Origin of the sequence: Streptomyces sp. NPDC059564, from assembly GCF_042735575.1 — a bacterium.
In the GTDB taxonomy this organism is placed as follows: domain Bacteria; phylum Actinomycetota; class Actinomycetes; order Streptomycetales; family Streptomycetaceae; genus Streptomyces.
In genome coordinates, this window is the sequence record NZ_JBHWBP010000114.1 from 1 (window position 1) to 21,602 (window position 21,602).

Here is a 21,602-nt window from a genome sequence, read left to right on the forward strand (position 1 = left end):
GGCATCCTGAGCGCCTGGCACCGAGCCCTCTGGCAGGCGCACCTCACCACCGACTTCGCCCACCCCGAGCACGACCTGACGCCGTACTCCGTGGTCGTCGTGCCGCAGCTGTACGTGCTCACCGACGCGGCGATCGACAACCTCCTCGCCCATGTCCGCCGGGGCGGCACCCTCGTGTGCGGCTTCCAGACCGGTGTCGCCGACGAGGACGACCGGGTCCGCGCCGGCGGCATGGATCCCCGGCTGCGCGAGCTGTTCGGCATCCGCACCCTGCACGAGTGGTGGCCGCTGGACGCGGGGGAGACCGTCACCTGCGAGGGCTTCAGAGCGTCCCTGTGGTCCGAGGAGCTGGAGGGCGACGGCACCGCCGAGGAGACCGTGCCGTACAAGGGCGGTGAACTCGACGGGCTGCCCGCCGTCCTGGGCAAGGGCCGGGCCTGGTACGTCTCCACGCTCCCGGAGCCGGAGGCGCTGCGCGACCTGCTGGCCCGGATCGCCTCCGACGCCGGCGTCCGGCCGGTGCTCGAAGGCCTCCCCGAACAGGTCGAGGCCGTCCGCCGGGGCGAGGCGCTGTTCGTGCTCAACCACGGCCGCGAGCCGGTGACGGTCGAGGTACCCGGCACCCACCACGACCTCCTGACGGGGACGGCCGTCACCGACCGGGTGACCCTCGGCCGCTACGGCGTGGCGGTCCTCCGTCCATGACCGCGCTCAGTACTTCTTCCGGTGACGCGCAGCCGATCGGTCTCGTCGCCGGAGAGGACCACGTCCTCCGCCAGGGGGCGTGGTAGCACCCTCACGATTCCCCCCACCCATGGAAGGGACACCATGGCAAAAAACGCGATACGCAAGATCACCATGGCGGTGCTGGCGCCGGCGATGGCTCTCGGTGCCACCGTCGGCCTGGCCTCCGCCCCCGCTTCGGCAGCAGTCTGGAACTCCTGCGACCCGTGGGGCGGCACCAGCCTGGACGGCTACAAGCTCTACAACAACATCTGGGGCTCCGGCGCCGGCGGCCAGTGCATCTGGGCCAACTCCGGCACCGGCTGGGGTGTCTGGGCCAGCCACCCCAACACCGGCGGCATCAAGTCCTACCCCAACTCGACGAAAACGATCAACAAGACGATCGATTCCCTCGGCTGGCTCACCAGCAACTACAACGTCAGCGTCCCGTCGTCCGGCGCGTACAACACGTCGTACGACATCTGGGACACCGACCACCAGTACGAGATCATGCTCTGGGTCAACTACAACGGCCCCGTCGGCCCGATCGGCAGCTGGCAGGCCAACGTCACGCTCGGCGGCCACAACTGGAGCGTCTACAAGGGCACCAACGGGTCGAACCAGGTGTTCTCGTTCCTGCGGACGTCCGACTCCAACTCCGGGACCGTGGACGTCAAGCCGATCCTCAACTGGATCGCGTACACCAAGGGCTGGATGCCCGGCAACGAGACCATCGGCGACGTCCAGTTCGGCTATGAGATCACCTCGTCGGCCGGCGGCCTGAACTTCACCACCAACAGCCTGACTGTGAGCGGCGGCTGAACCAACATCTGGGCCGAGGCCGGTCCGCGCCCTTCCCCGGGCGCGGTCGGCCTCGGCCCGCAGTGCGTTGTGGTTCCGCGAAGGGACCCCTCGACGTCGGTGCGGGTCAGGAAGCGGCGGAGGGCGCCGGCCCCGTACTCGTCCGTACCGTCAGCTCGGGTGCGATGAGCAGGACGTCGTCGGTTCCGCGGCCGTCGAGCTTGGCGATCAGACGCTCCACCGCGTGCCGGCCCATCTCCTGCGCGGGGATGGAGACCGACGTCAGCTGCACCGAGGCCTGGACGGCCACCTGGTCCGGACAGATCGCGATCACCGACACGTCCTCGGGCACGGCGCGGCCCTGTCGGCGCAGCAGGGTGAGCAGCGGCTCGACCGCCTGCTCGTTCTGCACGACGAATCCGGAGGTGCGCGGGCGCTCGTCGAGGATGCGGGCGAGGGTGACGGCCATCGCGTCGTAACCGCCCCCGCACGGCCGGTGCAACACCTTGATGTCCAATTCCCGTGCCCGGGAACGGAGTCCGTCGAGGGTGCGCTCGGCGAAGCCGGTGTGCCGTTCGTAGACCGAGGGGGCCTCGCCGATGACTGCGATGTCGCGGTGGCCGAGCGTGGCCAGATGCTCGACGCACAAGGCGCCGGTCGCCTTGAAGTCGAGGTCGACGCAGGTCAGTCCTGCGGTGTCGGCGGGCAGTCCGATCAGCACGGACGGCTGGGTGGTGCCGCGCAGCAACGGAAGCCGCTCGTCGTCGAGTTCGACGTCCATCAGGATCATCGCGTCGGCGAGCCCGCTGCCGGTGACGCGGCGGACGGCGTCGGGACCCTCCTCGCCGGTCAGCAGCAGCACGTCGTACCCGTGCGCCCGGGCCGTCGTGGCGACCGCGATGGCGATCTCCATCATCACCGGCACGTACATGTCGGTGCGCAGCGGGACCATCAGCGCGATGATGTTCGACCTGCTGCTGGCCAGGGCCCGCGCGCCGGCGTTCGGGTGGTATCCCAGGTGGCGGATGCTCTCTTCGACCCGTAGCCGGGTGGTCGAGGAAATGGACCGCTTGCCGCTGAGGACATAGCTCACCGTGCTCGCCGACACTCCGGCGTGCTGGGCGACCTCGGCGAGGGTTACCATCCAGCTCTCCCAGCTTTGTGAAACGCTTCGACGGTGTGCGCGCCTCATTCACGCGTGTAATATACGCCGACCCTAGCGTCAGCCTGGGCGCGTGTCCATCTCTGCGTCGAAGCGCTTCGACGTGAGTCTGGGACGTGCTCTGGCCGCCCGGGGAGCGGGCGGCCAGAGCGAGGGCGCGGAGCGTCAGGAGACCGTACCGGTGACCGAGCTTCCGGACTTGGTGACGTGGTAGGTGACGGTGGAGCCGCTGTAGAAGTGGAAGACCAGCGTCGCCGTGTCGCCGTCGCGGAGCGCGTTCAGGAACGCGGGGGTCAGGATGATCGCGCCGTTCGGGTAGTCCGGCGAGAAGGCCTGGTTGAACTCCTGGTACGGGGTCCAGCTGGTCTGGCCGGCGTTGCTGCCGTCGGCGTACGTGGCGTGCATGGTCGCCAGGTCGTTGCCCCGGTACTGGGTGGGAACGGCGAACGAGTCGGTGGTTCCGGTGGCGTCCGACAACGCAGGAACGTCGTTGGTGACGATGTCGACGTTCCAGGGGAGTCCACGGGTGAACCGTGCCTGGAGCGTCGCGTTCACGCCGTAGGCGCGGTTGCCGACCAGGCGGGTCAACGCCTTGGCTGTGAAGGTCAGCTGGTTGCCGGAGACGGTGTAGTCCCGTCCCGCGGCCAGCTTGGTACCGCCCTGCCACACCCCTCGGAAGCTGGTGCCGTTGAGGTTCAGGGTGAGCGACTTGGCGGTGACCGGGCTGGACTTCGGCACGAAGACCTTGTCGAAGGAGGCCGTGCCCGAGCGGGTGGTCCAGGCCGACTTGATCCAGTTCATCAGTGCCGGGTCGTGCCACTCGAGGGTGTCGCGGTTCAGGTAGCCGAACGGGTCCCACAGGGCGGTGGTGATGCCGTACCTGCGTGCCCCGTAGCCCACGTGCTCGTAGTACTTCAGCACCTCGCCGCGCTCGATGCGGGAGGGTTGGAAGTGATTGGGGTACTCGAGCAGACCGTACTCGCCGATGTAGAGCGGGATGCCCTTGGCGACGAAGGTGCGGTGCATGGCGGCGAAGGAGTCCTCCAGGCCCTTCTGTGCGACGTCGTCGTAGTGGGTGCCGCCCGCGATGTTCACGCTGAACGGGTACCAGCCGTAGTAGTGCACCTGCGCTATGAGCTGACGGTCGTTCAGCGAAGTGATCGTCTTGTACAGCTGGTCCATGTGAGCCTGATCGCCGCTGCCGAACGGCGTGGTCAGCGACAACAGGCGGTAGGTGTTCGCGCCGCCCGAGGAGCGGACGATCGAGTGGAAGGAGACCTGAAGCTCATTCAGGTACTTGGTCTTCTGCTCTTCCGTGGTGTTGTCGAACTGCGGCTCGTTGATGCCCTCGAAGACCAGCGTGCGCGGTTCGTTCCGGAACGCCACCGCGATCTGCTTCCAGGTGGTGTTGAAGCGGGCGACCACGTTGTCGTGGTCGGTGGAGATCTTCGAGACCCACTGCCACGAGTCGTGGTGGACATTGAGCACGACGTACAGGCCGCTGTCCTGTGCCCAGTCGACGAGCTGCTTGACGCGGGCCATGTAGGTGGCGTTGATGGTGTACGGCGCGGTGGCGGACTGGTGGTCGTTCCAGGTCACCGGGATACGGACGCTGCGGAACCCGTCCGCGGCGACCTTCTCGAACGTCGCCTTGGTGGTCTGCCCGTTGCCCCACGAATCCTCGTTGGGAATGGCGTCCAGAGTGTTGCCAAGGTTCCAGCCGGGCTGCATCCGCGCGACGGCGTCCATGGGGTTGTCCGGAACCCGGACCACCGGCCGCGACGGCCTCTGGTGAGCGGCGGGCGCGGCCAGCGCGGCACCGCCGGTCAGCCCCGACATGACGACCAGCGTCAGCAGCAGGGCGGCCAGACGGCCCGGGCCCCGGCTGCGGTGCTGCGCGGGGTGCCGTATGTCCTTCATGGGTCATGCCTTTCGGTCGGTCCTACAGAGGAGGGGCGCATGGTTCAGCCGTCGAGGGGCTCGTAGTCGAACCAGTCGAAGTGGACGGTGCCTTCCGCGGCGTACATGCCGATGACGCGGCCGGTGAAGCCGCCGGCGACCTCGGTCGACAGGTAGCGGCCGTCGAGGGTCGCGAGCTCGGTGAAGGTGCCGTCGGGCTGTTCGACGCCGAGGGAGACGACGTCGGGTCCGGTGCACGGTCCGTGCGCAGACGGCGGTTCCGTGATCGTGACGGCCAGGACCACCGGCCCGGCGGGCACGGACCGTGCGGCCACTACCGTGCGCAGGGAGCCGACGCGCGCGATGACCCGTACCTCCGTGCCGGACGCCTCGATCGCGTAGTGGTGCCGCTCGTCGAGCCGTACGGCGAGGCCACCGCGCCCTTGCGCCGGGTCGGCCAGGGTCCGTGCCCGGCACGTGAGGTGCTGCTGGCGGCGGCCGGTGAACACCACGTCGGGTTCGTCCAGGGAGCCGCCCCGCGCGCGGAGGGTCAGCCAGCCGGGGCGCTCCTTGGTGGTGCAGTGTTCGGCGGGCCGGTCACGCAGGGAGATCCAGGACGGTCGCAGTCCGGGGAGCTCGAAGTCGTCCCGCTGGTCCTCGACGGGGGCGGGGGAGAGCGGCCACGGGAGCTCGGGCAGGTCCAGGGTGACCTCGCCGACGACCGGCCAGTCGTCCACCCAGGTCACGGGGGCCAGGAAGGTCTCCCGGCCGAGTACGTGCCAGCCCGGCGTGCCGCCGCCCGGTCGGACGCCGAGCAGCACCATCCACCAGGAGCCGTCGGGGCCTTGGACCAGGTCGCCGTGCCCGGTGTTCTGGACGGGGTGGTCGGTGCCGCGGTGGGTGAGGATCGGGTTGGCCGGGCACGGCTCGAACGGGCCGGCGGGCGTACGGGCGCGGGCGATCGACACGGCGTGGCCGCGTTCGGTGCCGCCCTCGGCGATGAGCAGGTACCAGTAGTCGCCGATGCGGTACAGGTGCGGCGCCTCCGGGGCTTTGGCGCCGGGCCCGCCGGACCAGAGCCTGTGCGGTGTTCCGTACGTCTGCCCGGTGGACGGGTCGATACGGACCTGCGAGACCCCGGCGACGGTGCACCAGCAGGTGCCGTCCTCGTCCCAGACCAGGTCGGGATCGATGCCGGGGACACCCGGCGCCCGGATGGGGTCCGACCACGGTCCGGCGGGGTCGGTGGCCGTGACGATCAGGTTGCCGCCGCCCTCGCTGCAGTTGGTGACGATCAGCCAGAAGCGGCCGTCGTGGTGGCGCAGGGTGGGGGCGTAGATCCCGCCGGAGGAGGGCATGTCCGCCGGCAGGCGCAACTGCTCGGGCCGGTCGAGGGCGTTGCCGATCTGCGTCCAGTGCACCAGGTCGCGGCTGTGGAAGAGCGGCACCCCTGGGAAGTACTCGAAGCTGGAGCAGGCCACGTAGTAGTCGTCGCCGACCCGGCAGACGCTGGGGTCGGGGTGGAAGCCGGGGATCACGGGGTTGGCGGAGCGTCCGTCCGGCCGGTGCGGTGGGGGCACCCGATGGGTCCTCTCGTCGATGCGTGATGCGGGCGTGGGGTGGTTCAGGAAGGGCCGCGGTCCTCGGGGGTGATGCGCAGCAGGACGGCGGACGGCGCGGTGGGCAGGGTCAGCCACAGCTCGGCCGTGCCGGGCATCCAGTCGGAAACGGCCCGGCCTGCCGAGGGGTAGAGGAGGTCGACACGGGCGGCGGTGTCCCGCAGGTGGGCCAGGCGGAGCGTCGCCGTGGGGTCGGTTCCGGGGCGGCGCCAGACGGTGAGGTAGGTGGTGGCGGGAGTGCGCAGGGCCAGGGCGATCCAGGGGTCGTCCCAGGCGGGAAGGCCCAGTGGCCAGGACGGCACGGCGTGCGGCAGGTCGGCGCGGATGGCCTTGTACACCGCCATCGCCTCGTGGACCAGGGCGAGGGCCTCCGGCTCGAGTTCGGGAATGCGGCCGGAGAGATGGATCCGGCCCAGGAGCGCGTTGGCCATGGTGAAGGCCACCTCGTCGAGGGAGTCCTCCGGCTGGGGGTACGCCCAGACGGCACCCTGTTCGGGGGTGACAGCGGTGGGCGCGGAAGCCGCGATGGTCGCGTAGAGGTGCAGGTTCTGCTGGTCGCTGGTGGACTGCAGCTGCGTACGCGAGAGCATGGCGTCGTCCCAGCGCATGCCACCGGAGGCGCAGTTCTCCAGCACCAGGTGCGGGTAGCGGTCGAGGACGCCGTCGAGCCAGTCGAGGTGCGCCCGGTTGTGGCCGAGCAGGCCGGCGCCCGGGGTCTCGCCGGGGTGGGCGCTGGTGCCGGAGCCGGGGTCGATGTTGTGGTCGAGTTTGAGGTAGCCGACGCCCCACTCGCCGACCAGGCGGTCCATGACCTGGTCCAGGTGGGCGCGGGCGGCGGGGTGGCGCAGGTCCAGGTGGTGCCGTCCGGCCTCCGTGACGCGGGCGCCGTCCCGGCGGAAGAACGCCTCGTCGGGCAGGGACTTGGCCGTGGGGCTGCGTACGCCGACCACTTCCGGCTCCAGCCACAGGCCGGGAACCATGCCCCGCTCCCGGATGCGGTCCAGCACCTCGTGGATCCCGCGGCTCCCGGGGAACCGGAGGGCGGCGGGCTCCCAGGCGCCGACGCCCTCCCACCAGCCGCCGTTGTCGCCGTCGTACCAGCCGGCGTCGATCACGAAGTACTCCGCGCCCGCGTCGGCCGCCGCGTCGATGAGCGGCAGCAGCTTCTCGGTCGTGGGGTCGCCCATCAGGCAGTTCATGTAGTCGTTGAAGATGACCGGCAGGTGCTGGTGGTCGGCATGCGGGCGGCGCTGGGCGCGGCGGTAGCGGGTCAGTGCGGCGAACGCGGCGTCGGGGCCGCCGTCGGCGCTGAAGGACAGGGCGGCGGGTACGGTGCGGAAGGCGGCGCCGGGTTCGAGGGAGTGCCGCCAGCCGTGGTGGGTGTCGACGGGACCGAACAGCGCCGCGTAGACCGCCTGGTCGTGCTCTGCGCATTCCCATCGCCAGCCCCCGCCGTTGTGCTCGATCTGCCACACCCAGGTGCGGCCGGTGCGCCGGTCCGTCAGTCCGCCCATGGGGAGGCGTCCGCAGCTCGACCAGGTGCCCTGTCCGTTGAGGGCGAAGCCGGCTCTGCCGTTCGCGCGGCTCACCCGTCCGCCGTGGGCCGGTGTGGTGAGGCGCATCGGCTGTCGCCGCCAGCGGCATTCGGCGAGCCAGTCGTTCTCCGCCCACAGCAGGTCCGCGGCGTCGATGGCCTCTGGAGCCTGCGGGGTGAGGCAGCCCACGGAGAGGGAGCTGACCGACTCCAGGTGCAGCGTGGTCTGCCCTTCGTTGCGCAGGGTCACCTCGCTGCGGAGCACGGGGATGCCGTTCGGCGACCGGTAGACCACCTCTGCGGCCAGCCCGGTTTCCGGATCGTGGAGGTGCACGGTCAGTGTGTGCCAGTCGCCGTCGTGGGTCGCGCGGTGGCTCCGGTGGCGCAGACGCCCGCCGAGATCGGTCCCGATCAGGCGGTCGCCCGACCAGCCACGGCCGTGACCCGCGGCCGTCACCTCCACCAGGGGCAGGGACGCACCGGGGGTGCCCGGCACTTCGCCGGGCAGTCCGAGGTGGGTGAGGCGCGGGCTGCCGTCGTCATCGACGACGATCTCGAGGTGCAGGGCCTCGTGCCCCCAATGGAGGGTCCCTCGTTCCTTGGTCATGTCGGCCCTTTCGGGGTCAGTGCCCGCGCAGAACCGCGCAGCCGCCGGGCGGCAGTTCGTGCGCGAGGGCATCGGTGAGCAGGTCGTGGGCGGGGGCGGGCAACGGCACGGCCTCGGAGGTGTGATTGAGCAGGACCTGCCAGCGCCGGCCGTCGGGTGCGCGTCGGGTGACGGCTTCGACACCGGCCGGCAGGCCCGGCGCGTCCGCTTCGACACCGGCCTCCTTCAGCAGGCGGCCGACCAGGGCGGCGTAGTCGGCGTCGTCCAGGCAGGTGGAGAGGTACCAGCCCTGCCCGGCGCCGAAGCGGTGCCGGGTGAGGGCGGGGCCGTCCGTGAGCATGCCGTGGGTGTAGGTGGCGAGCGTCTCCGCGCCCTCGGTGCGCAGGGACTCGCTCCAGACCGTGCCGTGCGACCCGTCCGACAGGGTGATGCGTTCGTCCGTCCGCAGCGGCCGGTGCTCCTCGACGCGGATGCCCAGCGCCTCGCGCAGCGGGCCCGCGGGATAGCCGCCCAGCCTGGCGTGCACCCGGCCGTCGACGAATCCGCTCGCGTGCTGGAGCAGGAGCGTGCCGCCGCCCTCGACGTAACGGCGCAGGCTCTCGGCGCCCTGGTCGGACAGCAGGAACAAGGACGGGGCGATGACCAGCCGGTAGCCGCTCAACTCGTGCTCCGGGTGGGCGAAGTCGGCCGTGACGCCCGCGTCCCAGAGCGCCCGGTGCGCCTCGGCGAGCGGTGCGTGGTAGTCGAGCCGGGCGGAGGGCAGGCCGTCCACCTCCAGCGCCCACATGGCATCCGGGTCGTCGAGTACGGCGACCGGCGCGGTGACCGTGGATCCCGCCAGCTCGCCGAGCCGGGCGACCGCCTCGCCGGTCCGGGTGACCTCGCGGAAGATCCGGCTGTCGGGCCCCGCGTGCGGCAGCATCGCCGAGTGCCAGGTCTCGGCACCGGCCCGCGACTGGCGCCACTGGAAGAAGAGGGCGCCCTCCGAACCGCGCGCGATGTGGCCGAGGCTGTGGCGCAGGATCTCGCCGGGCTCCTTGCCGAGCACCTGGTCGCCGTCGTAGAGGGTGCTGGTGCCCTGTTCCATCAGCAGCCACGGGCGGCCGCCGGCCAGGGAGCGGGAGCGGTCGGCGTAGAAGGCGACGTGGGCGGCCGAGTCCAGACCCGGTTCGGACGGATACTGGTCGGAGGCGACGACGTCGAGTTCGCGCGCGAAGGCCCACAGGTTGAGCCTCAGGTAGTAGGGCAGCATCAGGTTCGTCGTCACCGGGCGGTCGCTGTGCGCGCGGATCGCGTCGCGCTGTTCGCGGTAGGCGGCGATGATCTCGTCGCCCCAGAAGCGGTGGAAGTCCACCGTCTGGCCGGGGTTCTTGTGGTACTGCGTCGCGCGCGGCGGCAGCACCTGCTCCCAGGAGGTGTAGAGCTGGCTCCAAAAGGCCGTTCCCCAGGCCTCGTTGAGGGCGTCCAGTGAGCCGTGGCGGGCACGCAGCCACACCCGGAAAGCGGCGGCCGTGTGGTCGCACCAGCAGAGCGTGCCGTACTCGTTGTGCACGTGCCACAGCGCGAGGGCGGGGTGGTCGGCGTATCGCTCGGCGAGCGCGGAGGCGATCCGGCGGGCCGCGCTGCGGTAGGCGGGGGAGGCGAGGCAGTACGTGTCGCGGCTGCCGTGGACGAGGCGGGTGCCGTCGGCCCGGACCGCCAGCGCATCGGGGTGGGCCAGCGTGAACCACGGCGGCGGAGAAGCGGTCGGGGTGGCCAGGTCGACGGCCACGCCGTTCGCGTGCAGGCGGTCGATGTGGGCGTCGAGCCAGGCGAAGTCGTAGCGTCCCTCCTCCGGTTCGAGCAGGGCCCACGAGAAGACGCCCACCGTGGCCAGGTTGACCCTGGCCCGGCGCATGAGCTCGTCGTCCTCCTTCCAGACCGGCTCGTCCCACTGCTCGGGGTTGTAGTCCCCGCCGAAGGCCAGGCCGCCCAGGCGGTCGGTGATGCTACGAGTCGTCATGACGGTTCCTTGGGTGCGGAGTGTGGAGTCGTGCTCTGGCGACCCGTCAGGGCTGGTCGCGGCAGTACTCGTTCGCCATCTGGAGGCTGTCGAAGCGCTTCACTTCCAGACGCAAGGTAACGGACAAGTTTCGCGTGAAACAAGGGCCCGTTACCCCGAGACGGCTTCCGCTGCTGGTCAATTGGCATCCCACCAGGGAGAACGGGAATATCGAAGCGCTTCGACAGTCGTGCTGAACCGGGCGGTCAGCAGCGGGAGTTGGTCTGGGTGAGCAGACCCATCCGCCAGGGCAGGCGGATGTAGTCGCCCTGGGCCTTGGGGTCCATGCCCTGGTAGACGTACTGCAGTCGGCACGGATCGACGGTCAGGGTCTGGTCGTTGCCGGAGCGGACCATCTCGCCGTGGCTGATGTCCTCGCTCCAGACACCGCCGGGGAACGTGACGTTGTTACGGCTGGCGAAGGGCTCGTTCTCCGTGGCGGCCAAGGGGGTCCAGCTGCCGGTGAGGCTGGTCGAGGTGAAGGAGCGGAAGTAGCGCCGGCCCGAGGTGTTGCTGATGGCCTCCTGGAGCAGCAGGTACTGGTCGCCGCCGGAGACCTTGTACACGTTGGTCGCCTCGAACAGGTTGTTCTTCGTGTCCGACATCGTCATCTGCGTGTTCCCCATGCCGTTCGGGAAGTTCGCCAGGCCGGTCTGGGCGCGGTAGATGTGCCCGTTGTCGTCACTGAAGAACAGGTGGCAGTTGGTGGTGTCGCAGATGACCCAGAAGTCGATCCAGGTGCCCTGGCCCTTGTTGTCCTTGACGATCTGCGGCTCCTCGGACATGAGGAGGCGCGGCGCGGACCACGAGTGCGGGTCGGCGGGGTTGGTGCTGGTGGAGTAGGTGGGCGGGCCGGTCTGGTAGACCATGTACCAGAGGTTTTGCGGCGCGAAGTAGAACACCTGGGGCGCGGCCCGGTAACCGGGTCCGATGGGCGAGGTGTCGAGGTAGGTGTGCGGCGCGGAAGCGGCCTGGGACCAGTCGCTGAAGTTGAACTGCGCCAGACCCCAGCCGGACGGGCCGGCGGTGGTCGCGAAGGTCAGCCACTGGTCGTTGTACCGCACGATCGAGAAGTCCTTGATCGCCGTCACGTCCGAGTGCTGGGCGTCCGGCTTCGGGCCGGCCAGGACGCCGCTGGAGGACCACCGGAACGTCGACGGCAGCGCGCCGCCGCCGCTGTCGACGCGGACCAGTTGCCACTGCTGGTTGGCTCCGCCCCAGTCGGTGTACTGCACGACCTTGCCGCCGTCCGCGGTGGAGGCGTTCTGCACCTCGACGGCCTTGCCGCTGTTGCGGTTGACCAGACGGACATAACCGTCCCGCGAGTCCGCCAGCCGGAACTGCTGATTGACACCGCCCCCATCGGTCCACTGCACGATGTCCCCGTGATCGGCGGTGGAGAAGTTGTAGACGTCCAGCACCTTGCCCGAATGCTGCGCCTTCAGCCGGTAGTAACCATCACCCGAGTCGACGAACTGGAACCGCTGATTGGCCCCGTCATGACGCGCCCACTGCGACACGGCCGCCCCGTCGGCCGTACTCGCCCCCGACACATCGAGCGCCTTGCCACTGCCACGGTTCACCAGCACATACCACGCACGCGTATCCACCGCGGCGGCCCGCGCCGCCCCCACGGCGCCAAGCCCGCTCAAGAGCCCCGCCATCAGCACGGTCACCACGACGAGCACCCCCGAACGCCTTCCGCGCCCCGTCCAGGGGATCCTGCATGCCCTGAGCACGCCCTTCATCTGTGTCTCCTCTGTCGCGTGCGGCTGCCCGTCCGCAGGGGTGTGCCCCCGAGGCAGGGTCAGCCGCGCTGAAGTGGATGTCGGGTGGATACCGAACGTCCGCCGGGCATGCCCGTCTCACAGGACGCCGGGGGTCTGCGCAGTGGGGTGCCTCGCAGTAGGTACCGGGCCGGAGTCGGTGTCCAGGCTGTCGCAGCCGGTGTGGTCGGCGGTGGGCCCTCGATGGTGGCGACCCGGCTCCGGATCGCTGGTCCGGGTCGGCATGACCGGGTTCCGTCGCAGGACAGTAGGCATGCGGAATGCCCTCGTCAATAGATGCCCAAGATAGATACATCCCATGACAAGTGCAGAGTGACCGTGAGGAGATCCTCAACTCCTGTGAGTTTAGGGATTCATGTCCCACCTATGGACAGAATCCCCCTCCGCACCTACTAATACATCCCATGTTCACGGATGGTGCGGCGGCACGCGGTTCACCGCCGGGTGCCCTCCCGATGCCTGCTCCCCACCCGCGCCGCAACACCGTCCGTGGTGTTCTGCGAACAGTCAGGAGAGAGCCTTGTCCCAACCGATCGGTCGCCGCAAAGTGCTGACCGGCATGGCCGCCATGACGGTTGCCGCAGCCGTCTCGCCGACGCTGGCGACCCCGGCGCACGCTGCCTCTTCCTCGCAGCCGGTGCCCCTTCTCCCGCTGCGGATCCCCAAGTCGGACCTGGACATCGAGCAGCAGTCCGACGAGAAGGTCCAGTGGCTGCAGGACGCCAGGCTCGGCATGTTCATCCACTGGGGTGTCTACTCCGGCCCGGCCAAGGGCGAGTGGTACATGGAGAACGCCGCCATCACCCCGGAGAACTACAGGAAGTACGTCACCGAGGCCAACGGCGAGCAGTTCACCGCCACCGCGTACAACCCTGCCGACTGGGCGCAGCTGGCCAAGGACATGGGCGCCAAGTACACGGTGCTCACGGCCCGTCACCACGACGGGTTCGCTCTGTGGCCGTCCACGCACCCGAACGCCTGGCATGCCGGACAGGCGCCCCTGCGGCGCGACTTCGTCAGCCAGTACGTCACCGCCGTGCGCGCCGCCGGGTTGAGGGTGGGCCTGTACTACTCACCGCTGAGCTGGCGCTACCCCGGCTACTTCGATGTCCGAGGCACCGACTGCCTGCCGAACAAGTGGGGTTACGTCACCGATCCCGCGCATAAGGAGAATGCGCGGATCATGAAGAACGAGGTGTACCAGCAGGTCAAGGAACTGGTCACCCAGTACGGCAAGATCGACGACCTGTGGTGGGACGGCGGCTGGCTCGGCCAGACGGGTACCGACGCGGACGCCGCCTTCTTCTGGGAGCCCGGCAAGTTCCGTTCCCCGTCCAACGAGTGGCCGGTGGACTCGGCTTACGGCGATTCCGACTCCGCCACCGGCAGGCCGTTGGGGCTGACCGGTATGGTGCGCAAGCACCAGCCCGACATCGTCACCACCCTGCGCTCCGGCTGGATCGGCGATTTCGCCAGCGAGGAAGGCGGTTCCGTGCCGAGCGGAGCGATCCGCACCGGCAGGCTGGCGGAGAAGTGCTTCACCATCGGCGGTGCCTGGGGTCATACGTCCGGTGCGTCCGTGATGAGCTTCGGCGAGATCATGAACGTCCTGGTCAACGCCTGGGTGCGGAACATGACCTGCCTGCTCAACGTCGGCCCGGACCGTACGGGCGCGGTACCGGCTGATCAAGCGGCAGCGGTGCGCAGGGTCGGCTCCTTCCTCTCCGCCTGCGGCCAGGCCGTCTACGGCACGCGCGGCGGACCGTGGCAACCGGTGGACGGGCAGTACGGCTTCACGTACAAGGACAGCACCTTCTACGTCCATCTGCTGCCCGGCTACAGCGGCACCGGCTTCACCACCCCGTCCATCGGGGACGCACAGGTCACCCGCGTCTTCGACGTCGCCACGGGCGCCGGCCTGCCGTACACCGTCAGCGCGGACGGCAGGGTGACGGTCACGGGCATCAACCGCACCCGCATACCCGAAGACAGCCTCGTCGGCGTCACCCTGGACCGCTCCGTGCAGCCGGCCGACATCGCCGCCGGCAAGACGGCCACGGCCAGCAGTGAGGAGACCTCCAAGGGCAACACCGCGGCCAAGGCCGTTGACGGCTCCACCGCCACCCGCTGGTGCGCGGACAACGGCGACACGGGACAGTGGCTGAAGGTGGACCTGGGGTCGGAGAGGTCGCTCACCGGCACCCGTATCGCCTGGGAGTCGGCGACCACGAACTACCGGTACCGGGTCGAGGGCTCCACTGACAACGTCGGCTGGACCACCCTGGCGGACATGACCGCCACCACCGACACCAGCCAGGTGCACATGTCCGTCTTCCGCGCGCAGGCACGCTATGTGCGGGTGACCGTCACCGGTCTCTCCAGCGGTGCCTGGGCTTCGATCCGCAGCCTGGAGGTCTACGACCGGCCCGTCTGGAGCGCGTAGGTCCGGACGGGCAGTGCCCGCCCGTCACTGCCGCGCTGTCGGCCCGAAGGGGAGGGGTTCGCCCGAGTGCAGGTGCTGCCTCAGCCACTGCTCGGTGTTGCTCACGTGCAGCAGTGCGGCCGCCTGGCTGAGGGCGGCGTCACGGCTGGACAGTGCGTGGAAGATCGCCTCGTGCTCGGCGAGCGTGCGGTCCGCGGCCTTGTCGTCGACCAGACCCCGCCAGATGCGGGCGCGCAGGGTGCGGCCGGAGATCCCTTCCAGGAGGGTGAGGAGGGTCTCGTTGCCCGTGGCCGAGACGACGGCGCGGTGGAAGGCGGCATCGTGGGCGTTGAGCTGTTCGATGTCGTCGCGGGCCTCGCGCATGGCATCCAAGTGGGCCTCTATTTCGGCCAGTTGGGCGTCGGTGATCCGGGTCGCGGCCAGCGCCGTGGCGACCGGTTCCAGGAGCCGCCGCACCTCCATGAGGTCCTGCAGGGCGACCGAGTTGCCCTGCAGCAGTTCCACCGCGCCGCCGAGCCCCTCCAGGAGCAGGCTCGGCTGGAGGCTGGTCACGTACGTGCCGTCGCCGCGCCGGACCTCCAGGACCCGTGCGACGGCCAGCGCCTTGACCGCTTCGCGGGCGAGGTTGCGGGAGAGTCCCAGCTGTGCGGCCAGGTCCTGCTCCGGTGGGAGCTTCGAGCCCGGCGGCAGGGCGCCGGTCCGGATCAGTTCACGGATCCGCTCGATGGCCTTGTCCGTCAGAGACACCGCTCACCCCTCCCACCGTGCCCCGCCGGCACGTCCGACCTGATCGACCTCTGAGTGCGGAGATCCTCCCAGAGGCCGCCGGGACGTGCTGATCATACGGGGATGCGCGCACGGCAAGACATGCCATGTTTACGTGATCGCAATGCGCGCTAGATCCAGTCAAATCAGGCTAATCATCCGCGATCGTGGTGACATTCATCCCTGCACGCTGGTTGACATCCCATGGCGACATGGTCGACCTTCATCGTGGCCCTGCATTCGCCCTTTCCCCTTTCGCACCAGGGATGTGTCCATGTCGAGCTCGATCAACAGACGCCGGTTCCTGGCCTCCGCAACCTGCGTGGCCACGGCGGCCGTTGCCGGAGGTGTGTGCAGTGCCGACGCCGCCGGGGCGGCGCCCAGCTCGTATACGCCCGACTGGAACTCGGTCGACCAGCACCCGCCGGCTCCGGAGTGGTTCCAGGACGCGAAGTTCGGGATCTACTTCCACTGGGGTGTCTTCAGCGTCCCCGCCTTCGACAACGAGTGGTACCCGCGCGGCATGTACCAGGCCGGGAGCAACGCGAACCAGCATCACATCGCGACCTACGGCCAGCCATCGGCATGGCCGTACCACAACTTCATCAAGGGGGCGCGGGACCTGACGGGCAACACCGTGAAGTTCGCCCCGGAGCTGAAGTCGGCCGGCGGGACGTTCGACCCCGACGAGTGGGTGCAATTATTCGTCGACGCCGGCGCCAGGTTCGCCGGCCCGGTCGCCGAGCACCACGACGGCTTCTCCATGTGGGACAGCCAGGTCAACGAGTGGAACTCGGTGAAGGAGGGCCCTGGTCTCGACCTGCTGGCGCTGTTCTCCAGGGCCGTACGCGCCAGGGGCCTGAAGCTGCTGGTGGCGATGCACCACGCGTACCACTACAACGGCTTCTACGAATTCGTCCCCGCGCAGACGGACGGCAGCCTCAAGAAGCTCTACGGGCAGCTGGGTCCGGCCGCGCAGAACCAGCTCTGGTACGACAAGCTGAAAGAGGTCATCGACCGTGCCCAGCCCGACATCCTGTGGCAGGACTTCAAGCTGGACACCGTCGACGAGCAACAGCGCCTGAACTTCCTGGCGTACTACTACAACCAGGCCGGCCGATGGGGCCGTGAGGTCGTCGCCACGTACAAGGACGGCATGAACGGCAAGGGTGAGGTCTTCGACTACGAACGCGGCGGCCCGGCCGAACTCACCGCCCCGTACTGGCTGACCGACGACAGCATCTCCAGCAGCAGCTGGTCCTACACGCAGGGCATCGGCTACTACAGCGTCCCGCAGATGCTGCACTCGTTCATCGACCGGGTCAGCAAGAACGGCAACGTGCTGCTGAACATCGCGCCGATGGCCGACGGCACCATTCCCCAGGCGCAGAAGGACATCCTGCTCGGCATCGGAGACCATTTGAAGCGCTTCGGGGAGTCGGTGTACGCGACCCGCGCCTGGACGGCGTACGGCGAGGGCCCGACGAAGATGGGCGGCGGTTCGTTCACCACCCCGCACGCCGGCACCGCGCAGGACATCCGGTTCACCCGCAACAAGCCCGGCAACGTCCTGTACGCCACCGTCCTGGGCTGGCCCGGCAGCTCGCTGACGATCAAGACGCTCAGCTCGGACCGGATCAACCTCTCGTCGCTGGCCTCCGTGAAACTCCTCGGCTCCACCGCCGGCACCTCCATCGACCTGCCCACGCCGGCCCAGAACGCCTCCGGCCTCACCGTCACCCTGCCGCCTTCGGCGCCGTACAGCGCCAACGCCTACGTCCTGAAGCTCCACTTCTCCGGCACGATCCCCGGCCTGCGGCCACTCGCCGGTGCCATCGCCTTCGCGGACGTCAACTACACCGGGAACGCCGCAGTCCTCACCGTCGGCGACCACACCGCGGCCGGACTGACCGCGGCCGGACTGGGTCCGGGCACCCTCTCCTCCCTCCGGCCGGCCCCCGGCTCCGACCTCAAGCAGTGGACATGGGACGGAAGTTCGAACCTCCAGTGGCATGCGGAGACTGTCGGAGACGGCTACTACAGGCTGGTCAACCGCACGAACGGCATGGTCGCCGACGGCTGGGGCGCCACCGCCAACGGCTCCGCCGTCAGGCAGGCCGCCTGGAACGGCGGCACCAACCAGCAGTGGACCATCACCCACCGGGGCGGCGACCGCCATTCGATGGCCAACCGCACCACCGGCCTGGTCCTCGACGGCGGCGGCAACGCCGACTCGGGCTCCAGCGCGAAGCAGTGGACCTACGGCAGCAGCGCCAACCTGCTGTGGACGTTCACCGCGCTGTAGCCGGTGGAGCCCGTTGCCGCACTCAGTGAAGGGGACGCGAATGCAGAGAGATGGCATGCCTATGACACTCGGCGCGTGGTGGTGGGGGCGCGGAAGGCGTACGGGGGTGCTCGTCGCGGTGACCGCGTTGACGGCGGCGCTCTTGAGCGGACTCGGCGCCACCGGGCCGGCGCGGGCGGCGGCGTCGGGAGCGCTGGCGCAGGTGCACACCGCGGGGCGGGTCAAGGACGCCGGGAACACGGTGCAGTACAGCTGGCCCGGCGTGTACTTCGAGGGCCGCGTCAGGGGCACCGGCGTGGGAATTGTGCTGGGCGACTCGGCCGCCGATTACGACGTCCAGGTCGACGGAGCCACTGTCGCCACGCTGGTCACGCCCGGCGACACCACGCACTGGATCAACGGGCTGCAGGACCGTGAGCACACCGTCCGGCTCGTCAAGCGCAATGACAGCCCAGCGGACACCAGCGCGTTCGGGGGCTTCCTGGCCACGCCCGGCGGCGCCGTCCTGGGCAGACCGACGGCCCGCAGCCGTCAGATCGAGTTCATCGGTGACTCCCTCACAGTGGGCTACGGCAACCTCTCGGCCTCCCGCACCTGCACCTGGGACCAGATCAAGCGAAACACCAACGCCGATGTGAGCTACGGCGCCCTCACTGCCCGGCACCTGAATGCCGACTACCAGATCAATGGCTATGCGGGCCTCGGCATGGTGCGCAACTACAACGGAGGCTCGCGGGACGTCACGTACCGGACCTTCTACGACCGCGCCCTGCTGAACGTGTCCGGCGACGTCTGGCAGAACCCGGGCACCTGGCGTCCTCGGCTCGTGGTGGTCAACCTCGGCACCAACGACTTCTCGACCGCCGTCAACCCGGGGGAGCCGTGGACGCCCGACAGCCTCGCGGCCGGCTACCGCAGCGCCTACGGCGACTTCCTCCAGAAGCTGCGCACGCGCTACGGGGCCGGGACGACCATCGTGGCAGTCGGCGCTGGCCCGTACGCCGGCCATGTCCAGCAGGTGGTCACGGCACGCAACGACGCCGGCGACAGCGGGGTCCGCTACTGGTTCCTCGACGACTCGGGCCTGGACTTCCTCGGCTGCGACTGGCACTACTCGGCCCATGACGACCGGCTCATCGCCGACCGGCTCACCTCGTTCATCACTGGTCTGCCGACGGGCTGGTGACGGCCCGCGGGGCTCGGTCCAAGCGCGCCTACCTGATCGGCGGCTCGCCGTACCTGATGGCGTTGGTGACCAGCTCGCTGACGACCAGTTCGGTGACGAACGACGCCTCCTCCAGGCCCCAGGCCTCCACCTGGTCGACGGCGAACTTCCTGGCGCGCGGCACTTGCGCGGGGTCGGGCTCGACGTCCCAGGCGGCGACGCGATGGGGATCCAGCGCATGAGTCCGAGCGAGCAGCTGGGCGGCATCGTCGGTGCGGCGTTCGGGGAGCATGGCCGACGCTCGCCAGCGTGAAGCGGCGGGAGACCGGCTCGTAGACCGCGTAGAGGCAGGTCGCCTCGAACTCGCCCGTCGGCTCGAAGTGGCCGGCGGGCTGAAGATCGCTGGACAGGTGGAGGACCAGATCGTCAAGGTGGGTCAGCAGCTCGTCCGGCGGCAGTGCCGATGTCGGCGAGGGTGCGGACCGCCGTGCGCAGCCGGCCCATGCTGGCCGAGGCGCGCAGGCCGTGGCCAGGTCGGTCACGGGCCGCCCCACGGTCTCCTCCGCCGTCCATCCCAGCAGCAGCAGCCGCCCGCCCTCGCTCCAGCCGCTGACCATGCCGTCCGGGTCGACCACGACAGCGGCGGTCGGGGCATCCTGCTCGGCAGCCATCTCCACGCGCCACGCCTCCGTGCGGACGGCGGTGCTCGCCAGGACCGGATTCCGGCGGCTGTTTCCAGAGTGGGTCGGCTCAGTCCGGTCCGCGCCACGGTCACGTTCCGTGTCGGATAATGGACATCAAGTTATCTGCGTACTGGGTTCACAGCCCCTGTGCCAGCCGGTAGTACGCCTGGTTCCAGCGGAGATCGCGCCGGAACTGCTTCGGGGTGGTGGTCCCGTCGATGAGGACGAGTTCCAGGCGGAGCATTTCTGCCAGGTCGTCGAGGTGGTCGGAGGTGAGGGCGGTGCTGAGGACGGTGTGGTGCGGTCCTCCGGCCGTCAGCCAGGATTCGGTGGAGGTCCGCAGGTCGGGGTGGGGCCGCCAGACCGCGCGGGCGACGGGCAGGGCGGGCAGCGGGTGAGGGGGTGTCACCACGTCGATGTCGTTGGCGATCAGGCGGAACCGGTCGCCGAGGTCGGCGAGGCCGACCACCACGGCCGGTCCGGGCGCGGCGTCGAACACCAGGCGAACCGGGTCCTCCCGCCCGCCGATGCCCAGGGGGTGGATCTCGCAGCCGGGCCTGGCGGCCGCGATGGTGGGGCAGACTTCCAGCATGTGTGCGCCGAGGATGAGCGCGTTGCCGGGTGTCAGGTCGTAGGTGTAGTCCTCCATGAAGGAGGTGCCGCCCGGGAGGCCGGTGGCGGCCACCTTGAGGGCGCGCAGCAGGACGGCGGTCTTCCAGTCGCCCTCTCCTCCGAAGCCGTACCCCCGGGCCATGAGCCGCTGGACCGCGAGGCCGGGCAGCTGGCGCAGTCCGCCCAGATCCTCGAAGTTGGTGGTGAAGGCCCCGAAGCCGCCCGTCTCCAGGAAGGTGCGCAGGCCGGCTTCGATGCGGGCCGCATAGCGCAGCGAGTCGTGCCGTTCGCCTCCGGATCGCAGTTCCGGCGCCAGGTGGTACAGGTCCTCGTACTCCTTGACGAGGGAAGTCACCTCGGTCCCGTCCGCGCTGTCGACGACTTCCACCAGGTCGTTGACGCCGTAGGTGTTGACGGAGACGCCGAAGCGCAGCTGGGCCTCGACCTTGTCGCCCTCGGTGACGGCCACGTCGCGCATGTTGTCGCCGAAGCGGGCGACCTTGAGGGTGGCCAGTTCGGACCGTGCGGCGGCCGCCCGCGCCCAGACCGCGATGCGTCCGGTCGTCACCGGGTCGGTGACGTGGCCGGCCACGGTCTTGCGGGGTACGCCGACACGGGCCTGGACGTGTCCGAACTCGCGGTCTCCGTGCGCGGCTTGGTTGAGGTTCATGAAGTCCATGTCGATGGTGTCCCAGGGCAGGGCCACGTTCGACTGCGTGTGGAGATGCAGCAGCGGCTTGCGCAGCGCGTCCAGTCCGGCGATCCACATCTTGGCCGGCGAGAAGGTGTGCATCCAGGCGATGAGCCCGGTGCACCGGTCGTCGGCGTTGGCGTCGAGGCACATCCGGCGGATGGCGTCGGCGCCGGTCAGTACCGGCTTCCACACCACGCGCGCGGGGATGCCGGAGGTGTCGGCCAGCGCGGTGGCGATCTGCCGCGACTGGTCGGCGACCTGCTTCAGCGTCTCCTCCCCGTACAGGCCTTGGCTGCCGGTGAGGAACCAGATTTCCTGGGCGGGCGATGTGTGGCTGGGCACATGGACTCCTGAAGGTGACGTCCCGCAACGGTGGCGAGGGCGGCGGGCGGGTGGGGGAGCGGGAAGGAGCAGCGGGGCGGGGTCAGCCCGTGGTGTGGGCCGTGTCGCGCATGTTCCTCAGGCGGTGCAGCAGACCGCCGGCGGCGAAGTGGTCGTGCAGGAGCCGGTACTCGGCGAAGAGGGCGTCGTAGGCGTCGGCTCGGGAGGCGTCGGGCGTGTAGACGGCGGGCCGTCGGCGGCCCATGGCGGCGGTGGCCGCTCGTACGTCGGTGTGCGCGCCGGCGGCCACGGCGGCGTGGATGGCCGACCCGAGGGCGGGGCCCTGGTCGGACGCGGCGAGGGAGACGGGGCGGCGCAGCACGTCGGAGTAGATCTGCATCAGCAGTTCGTTCTTGGTCAGTCCGCCGGCGACGATGAACT

General features: G+C 69.7%; 14 protein-coding genes and 1 pseudogene. 5 read left to right on the plus strand and 10 right to left on the minus strand.

Features of this window, described 5'->3' with window-relative positions; all coding sequences use genetic code 11:
* Together ACFV0Q_RS20270 and ACFV0Q_RS20275 are read left to right on the plus strand one after the other, a co-directional pair.
* The coding region (locus ACFV0Q_RS20270; RefSeq protein WP_385007218.1) for a beta-galactosidase trimerization domain-containing protein at window positions 1-705 on the plus strand (705 nt) is incomplete at its 5' end.
* Window positions 706-828: 123 nt separating this feature from the next.
* Window positions 829-1,545 (plus strand): hypothetical protein, encoded by a 717-nt coding sequence (locus ACFV0Q_RS20275; protein WP_385007220.1) that lies wholly within the window; start codon window positions 829-831, stop codon window positions 1,543-1,545.
* Window positions 1,546-1,651: 106 nt separating this feature from the next.
* Here the strand turns inward: ACFV0Q_RS20275 and ACFV0Q_RS20280 are convergent, their stop codons facing one another.
* The 6 genes from ACFV0Q_RS20280 to ACFV0Q_RS20305 all read right to left on the minus strand — a co-directional run bounded on the left by ACFV0Q_RS20280 (window position 1,652) and on the right by ACFV0Q_RS20305 (window position 12,050).
* Window positions 1,652-2,668: a LacI family DNA-binding transcriptional regulator gene (locus ACFV0Q_RS20280; protein WP_385007222.1), complete on the minus strand. Its 1,017-nt coding sequence runs from the start codon at window positions 2,666-2,668 to the stop codon at window positions 1,652-1,654.
* A 183-nt stretch (window positions 2,669-2,851) separates the two neighbouring features.
* Window positions 2,852-4,606, minus strand: coding sequence for a cellulase family glycosylhydrolase (locus ACFV0Q_RS20285; protein ID WP_385007223.1), 1,755 nt, complete (start codon window positions 4,604-4,606; stop codon window positions 2,852-2,854).
* A 44-nt stretch (window positions 4,607-4,650) separates the two neighbouring features.
* A complete protein-coding gene (locus tag ACFV0Q_RS20290) occupies window positions 4,651-6,165 on the minus strand; it encodes a glycoside hydrolase family 43 protein (RefSeq protein WP_385007225.1) in 1,515 nt (504 codons plus the stop codon).
* 44 nt (window positions 6,166-6,209) lie between these two features.
* A complete protein-coding gene (locus tag ACFV0Q_RS20295) occupies window positions 6,210-8,345 on the minus strand; it encodes an alpha-galactosidase (protein WP_385007227.1) in 2,136 nt (711 codons plus the stop codon).
* A gap of 16 nt (window positions 8,346-8,361) precedes the next feature.
* The gene (locus ACFV0Q_RS20300) at window positions 8,362-10,347 is read right to left on the minus strand and encodes a beta-galactosidase (protein ID WP_385007229.1); all 1,986 of its coding nucleotides are present in this window, start codon (window positions 10,345-10,347) and stop codon (window positions 8,362-8,364) included.
* Window positions 10,348-10,592: 245 nt separating this feature from the next.
* Complete coding sequence (locus tag ACFV0Q_RS20305; protein ID WP_385007241.1) at window positions 10,593-12,050, minus strand: non-reducing end alpha-L-arabinofuranosidase family hydrolase; 1,458 nt, start codon at window positions 12,048-12,050, stop codon at window positions 10,593-10,595.
* A 643-nt stretch (window positions 12,051-12,693) separates the two neighbouring features.
* Here ACFV0Q_RS20305 and ACFV0Q_RS20310 point away from each other — a divergent pair.
* Entirely contained in the window at window positions 12,694-14,616 is a 1,923-nt protein-coding gene (locus ACFV0Q_RS20310) for an alpha-L-fucosidase (RefSeq protein ID WP_385007231.1), read from the plus strand.
* A gap of 24 nt (window positions 14,617-14,640) precedes the next feature.
* Here the strand turns inward: ACFV0Q_RS20310 and ACFV0Q_RS20315 are convergent, their stop codons facing one another.
* Window positions 14,641-15,363 (minus strand): FadR/GntR family transcriptional regulator, encoded by a 723-nt coding sequence (locus ACFV0Q_RS20315; protein WP_385007233.1) that lies wholly within the window; start codon window positions 15,361-15,363, stop codon window positions 14,641-14,643.
* A 292-nt stretch (window positions 15,364-15,655) separates the two neighbouring features.
* On the opposite strand from ACFV0Q_RS20315, the gene ACFV0Q_RS20320 reads away from it, so the two are divergent.
* Both ACFV0Q_RS20320 and ACFV0Q_RS20325 read left to right on the plus strand, forming a co-directional pair.
* Entirely contained in the window at window positions 15,656-17,686 is a 2,031-nt protein-coding gene (locus ACFV0Q_RS20320; RefSeq protein ID WP_385007235.1) for an alpha-L-fucosidase, read from the plus strand.
* A gap of 61 nt (window positions 17,687-17,747) precedes the next feature.
* Entirely contained in the window at window positions 17,748-18,872 is a 1,125-nt protein-coding gene (locus tag ACFV0Q_RS20325; RefSeq protein ID WP_385007243.1) for a GDSL-type esterase/lipase family protein, read from the plus strand.
* A 31-nt stretch (window positions 18,873-18,903) separates the two neighbouring features.
* Here ACFV0Q_RS20325 and ACFV0Q_RS20330 read toward each other — a convergent pair.
* The 3 genes and pseudogenes from ACFV0Q_RS20330 to ACFV0Q_RS20340 all read right to left on the minus strand — a co-directional run.
* A pseudogene (locus tag ACFV0Q_RS20330) lies at window positions 18,904-19,391 on the minus strand (SpoIIE family protein phosphatase); the annotation flags it as partial.
* A gap of 279 nt (window positions 19,392-19,670) precedes the next feature.
* On the minus strand, window positions 19,671-21,182 hold the full coding sequence (gene araA / locus ACFV0Q_RS20335) for an L-arabinose isomerase (protein WP_385007237.1): 1,512 nt from the start codon (window positions 21,180-21,182) through the stop codon (window positions 19,671-19,673).
* 82 nt (window positions 21,183-21,264) lie between these two features.
* Window positions 21,265-21,602, minus strand: a 338-nt coding sequence (locus ACFV0Q_RS20340) for an FGGY-family carbohydrate kinase (protein ID WP_385007239.1), incomplete at its 5' end; no start/stop codon positions are given.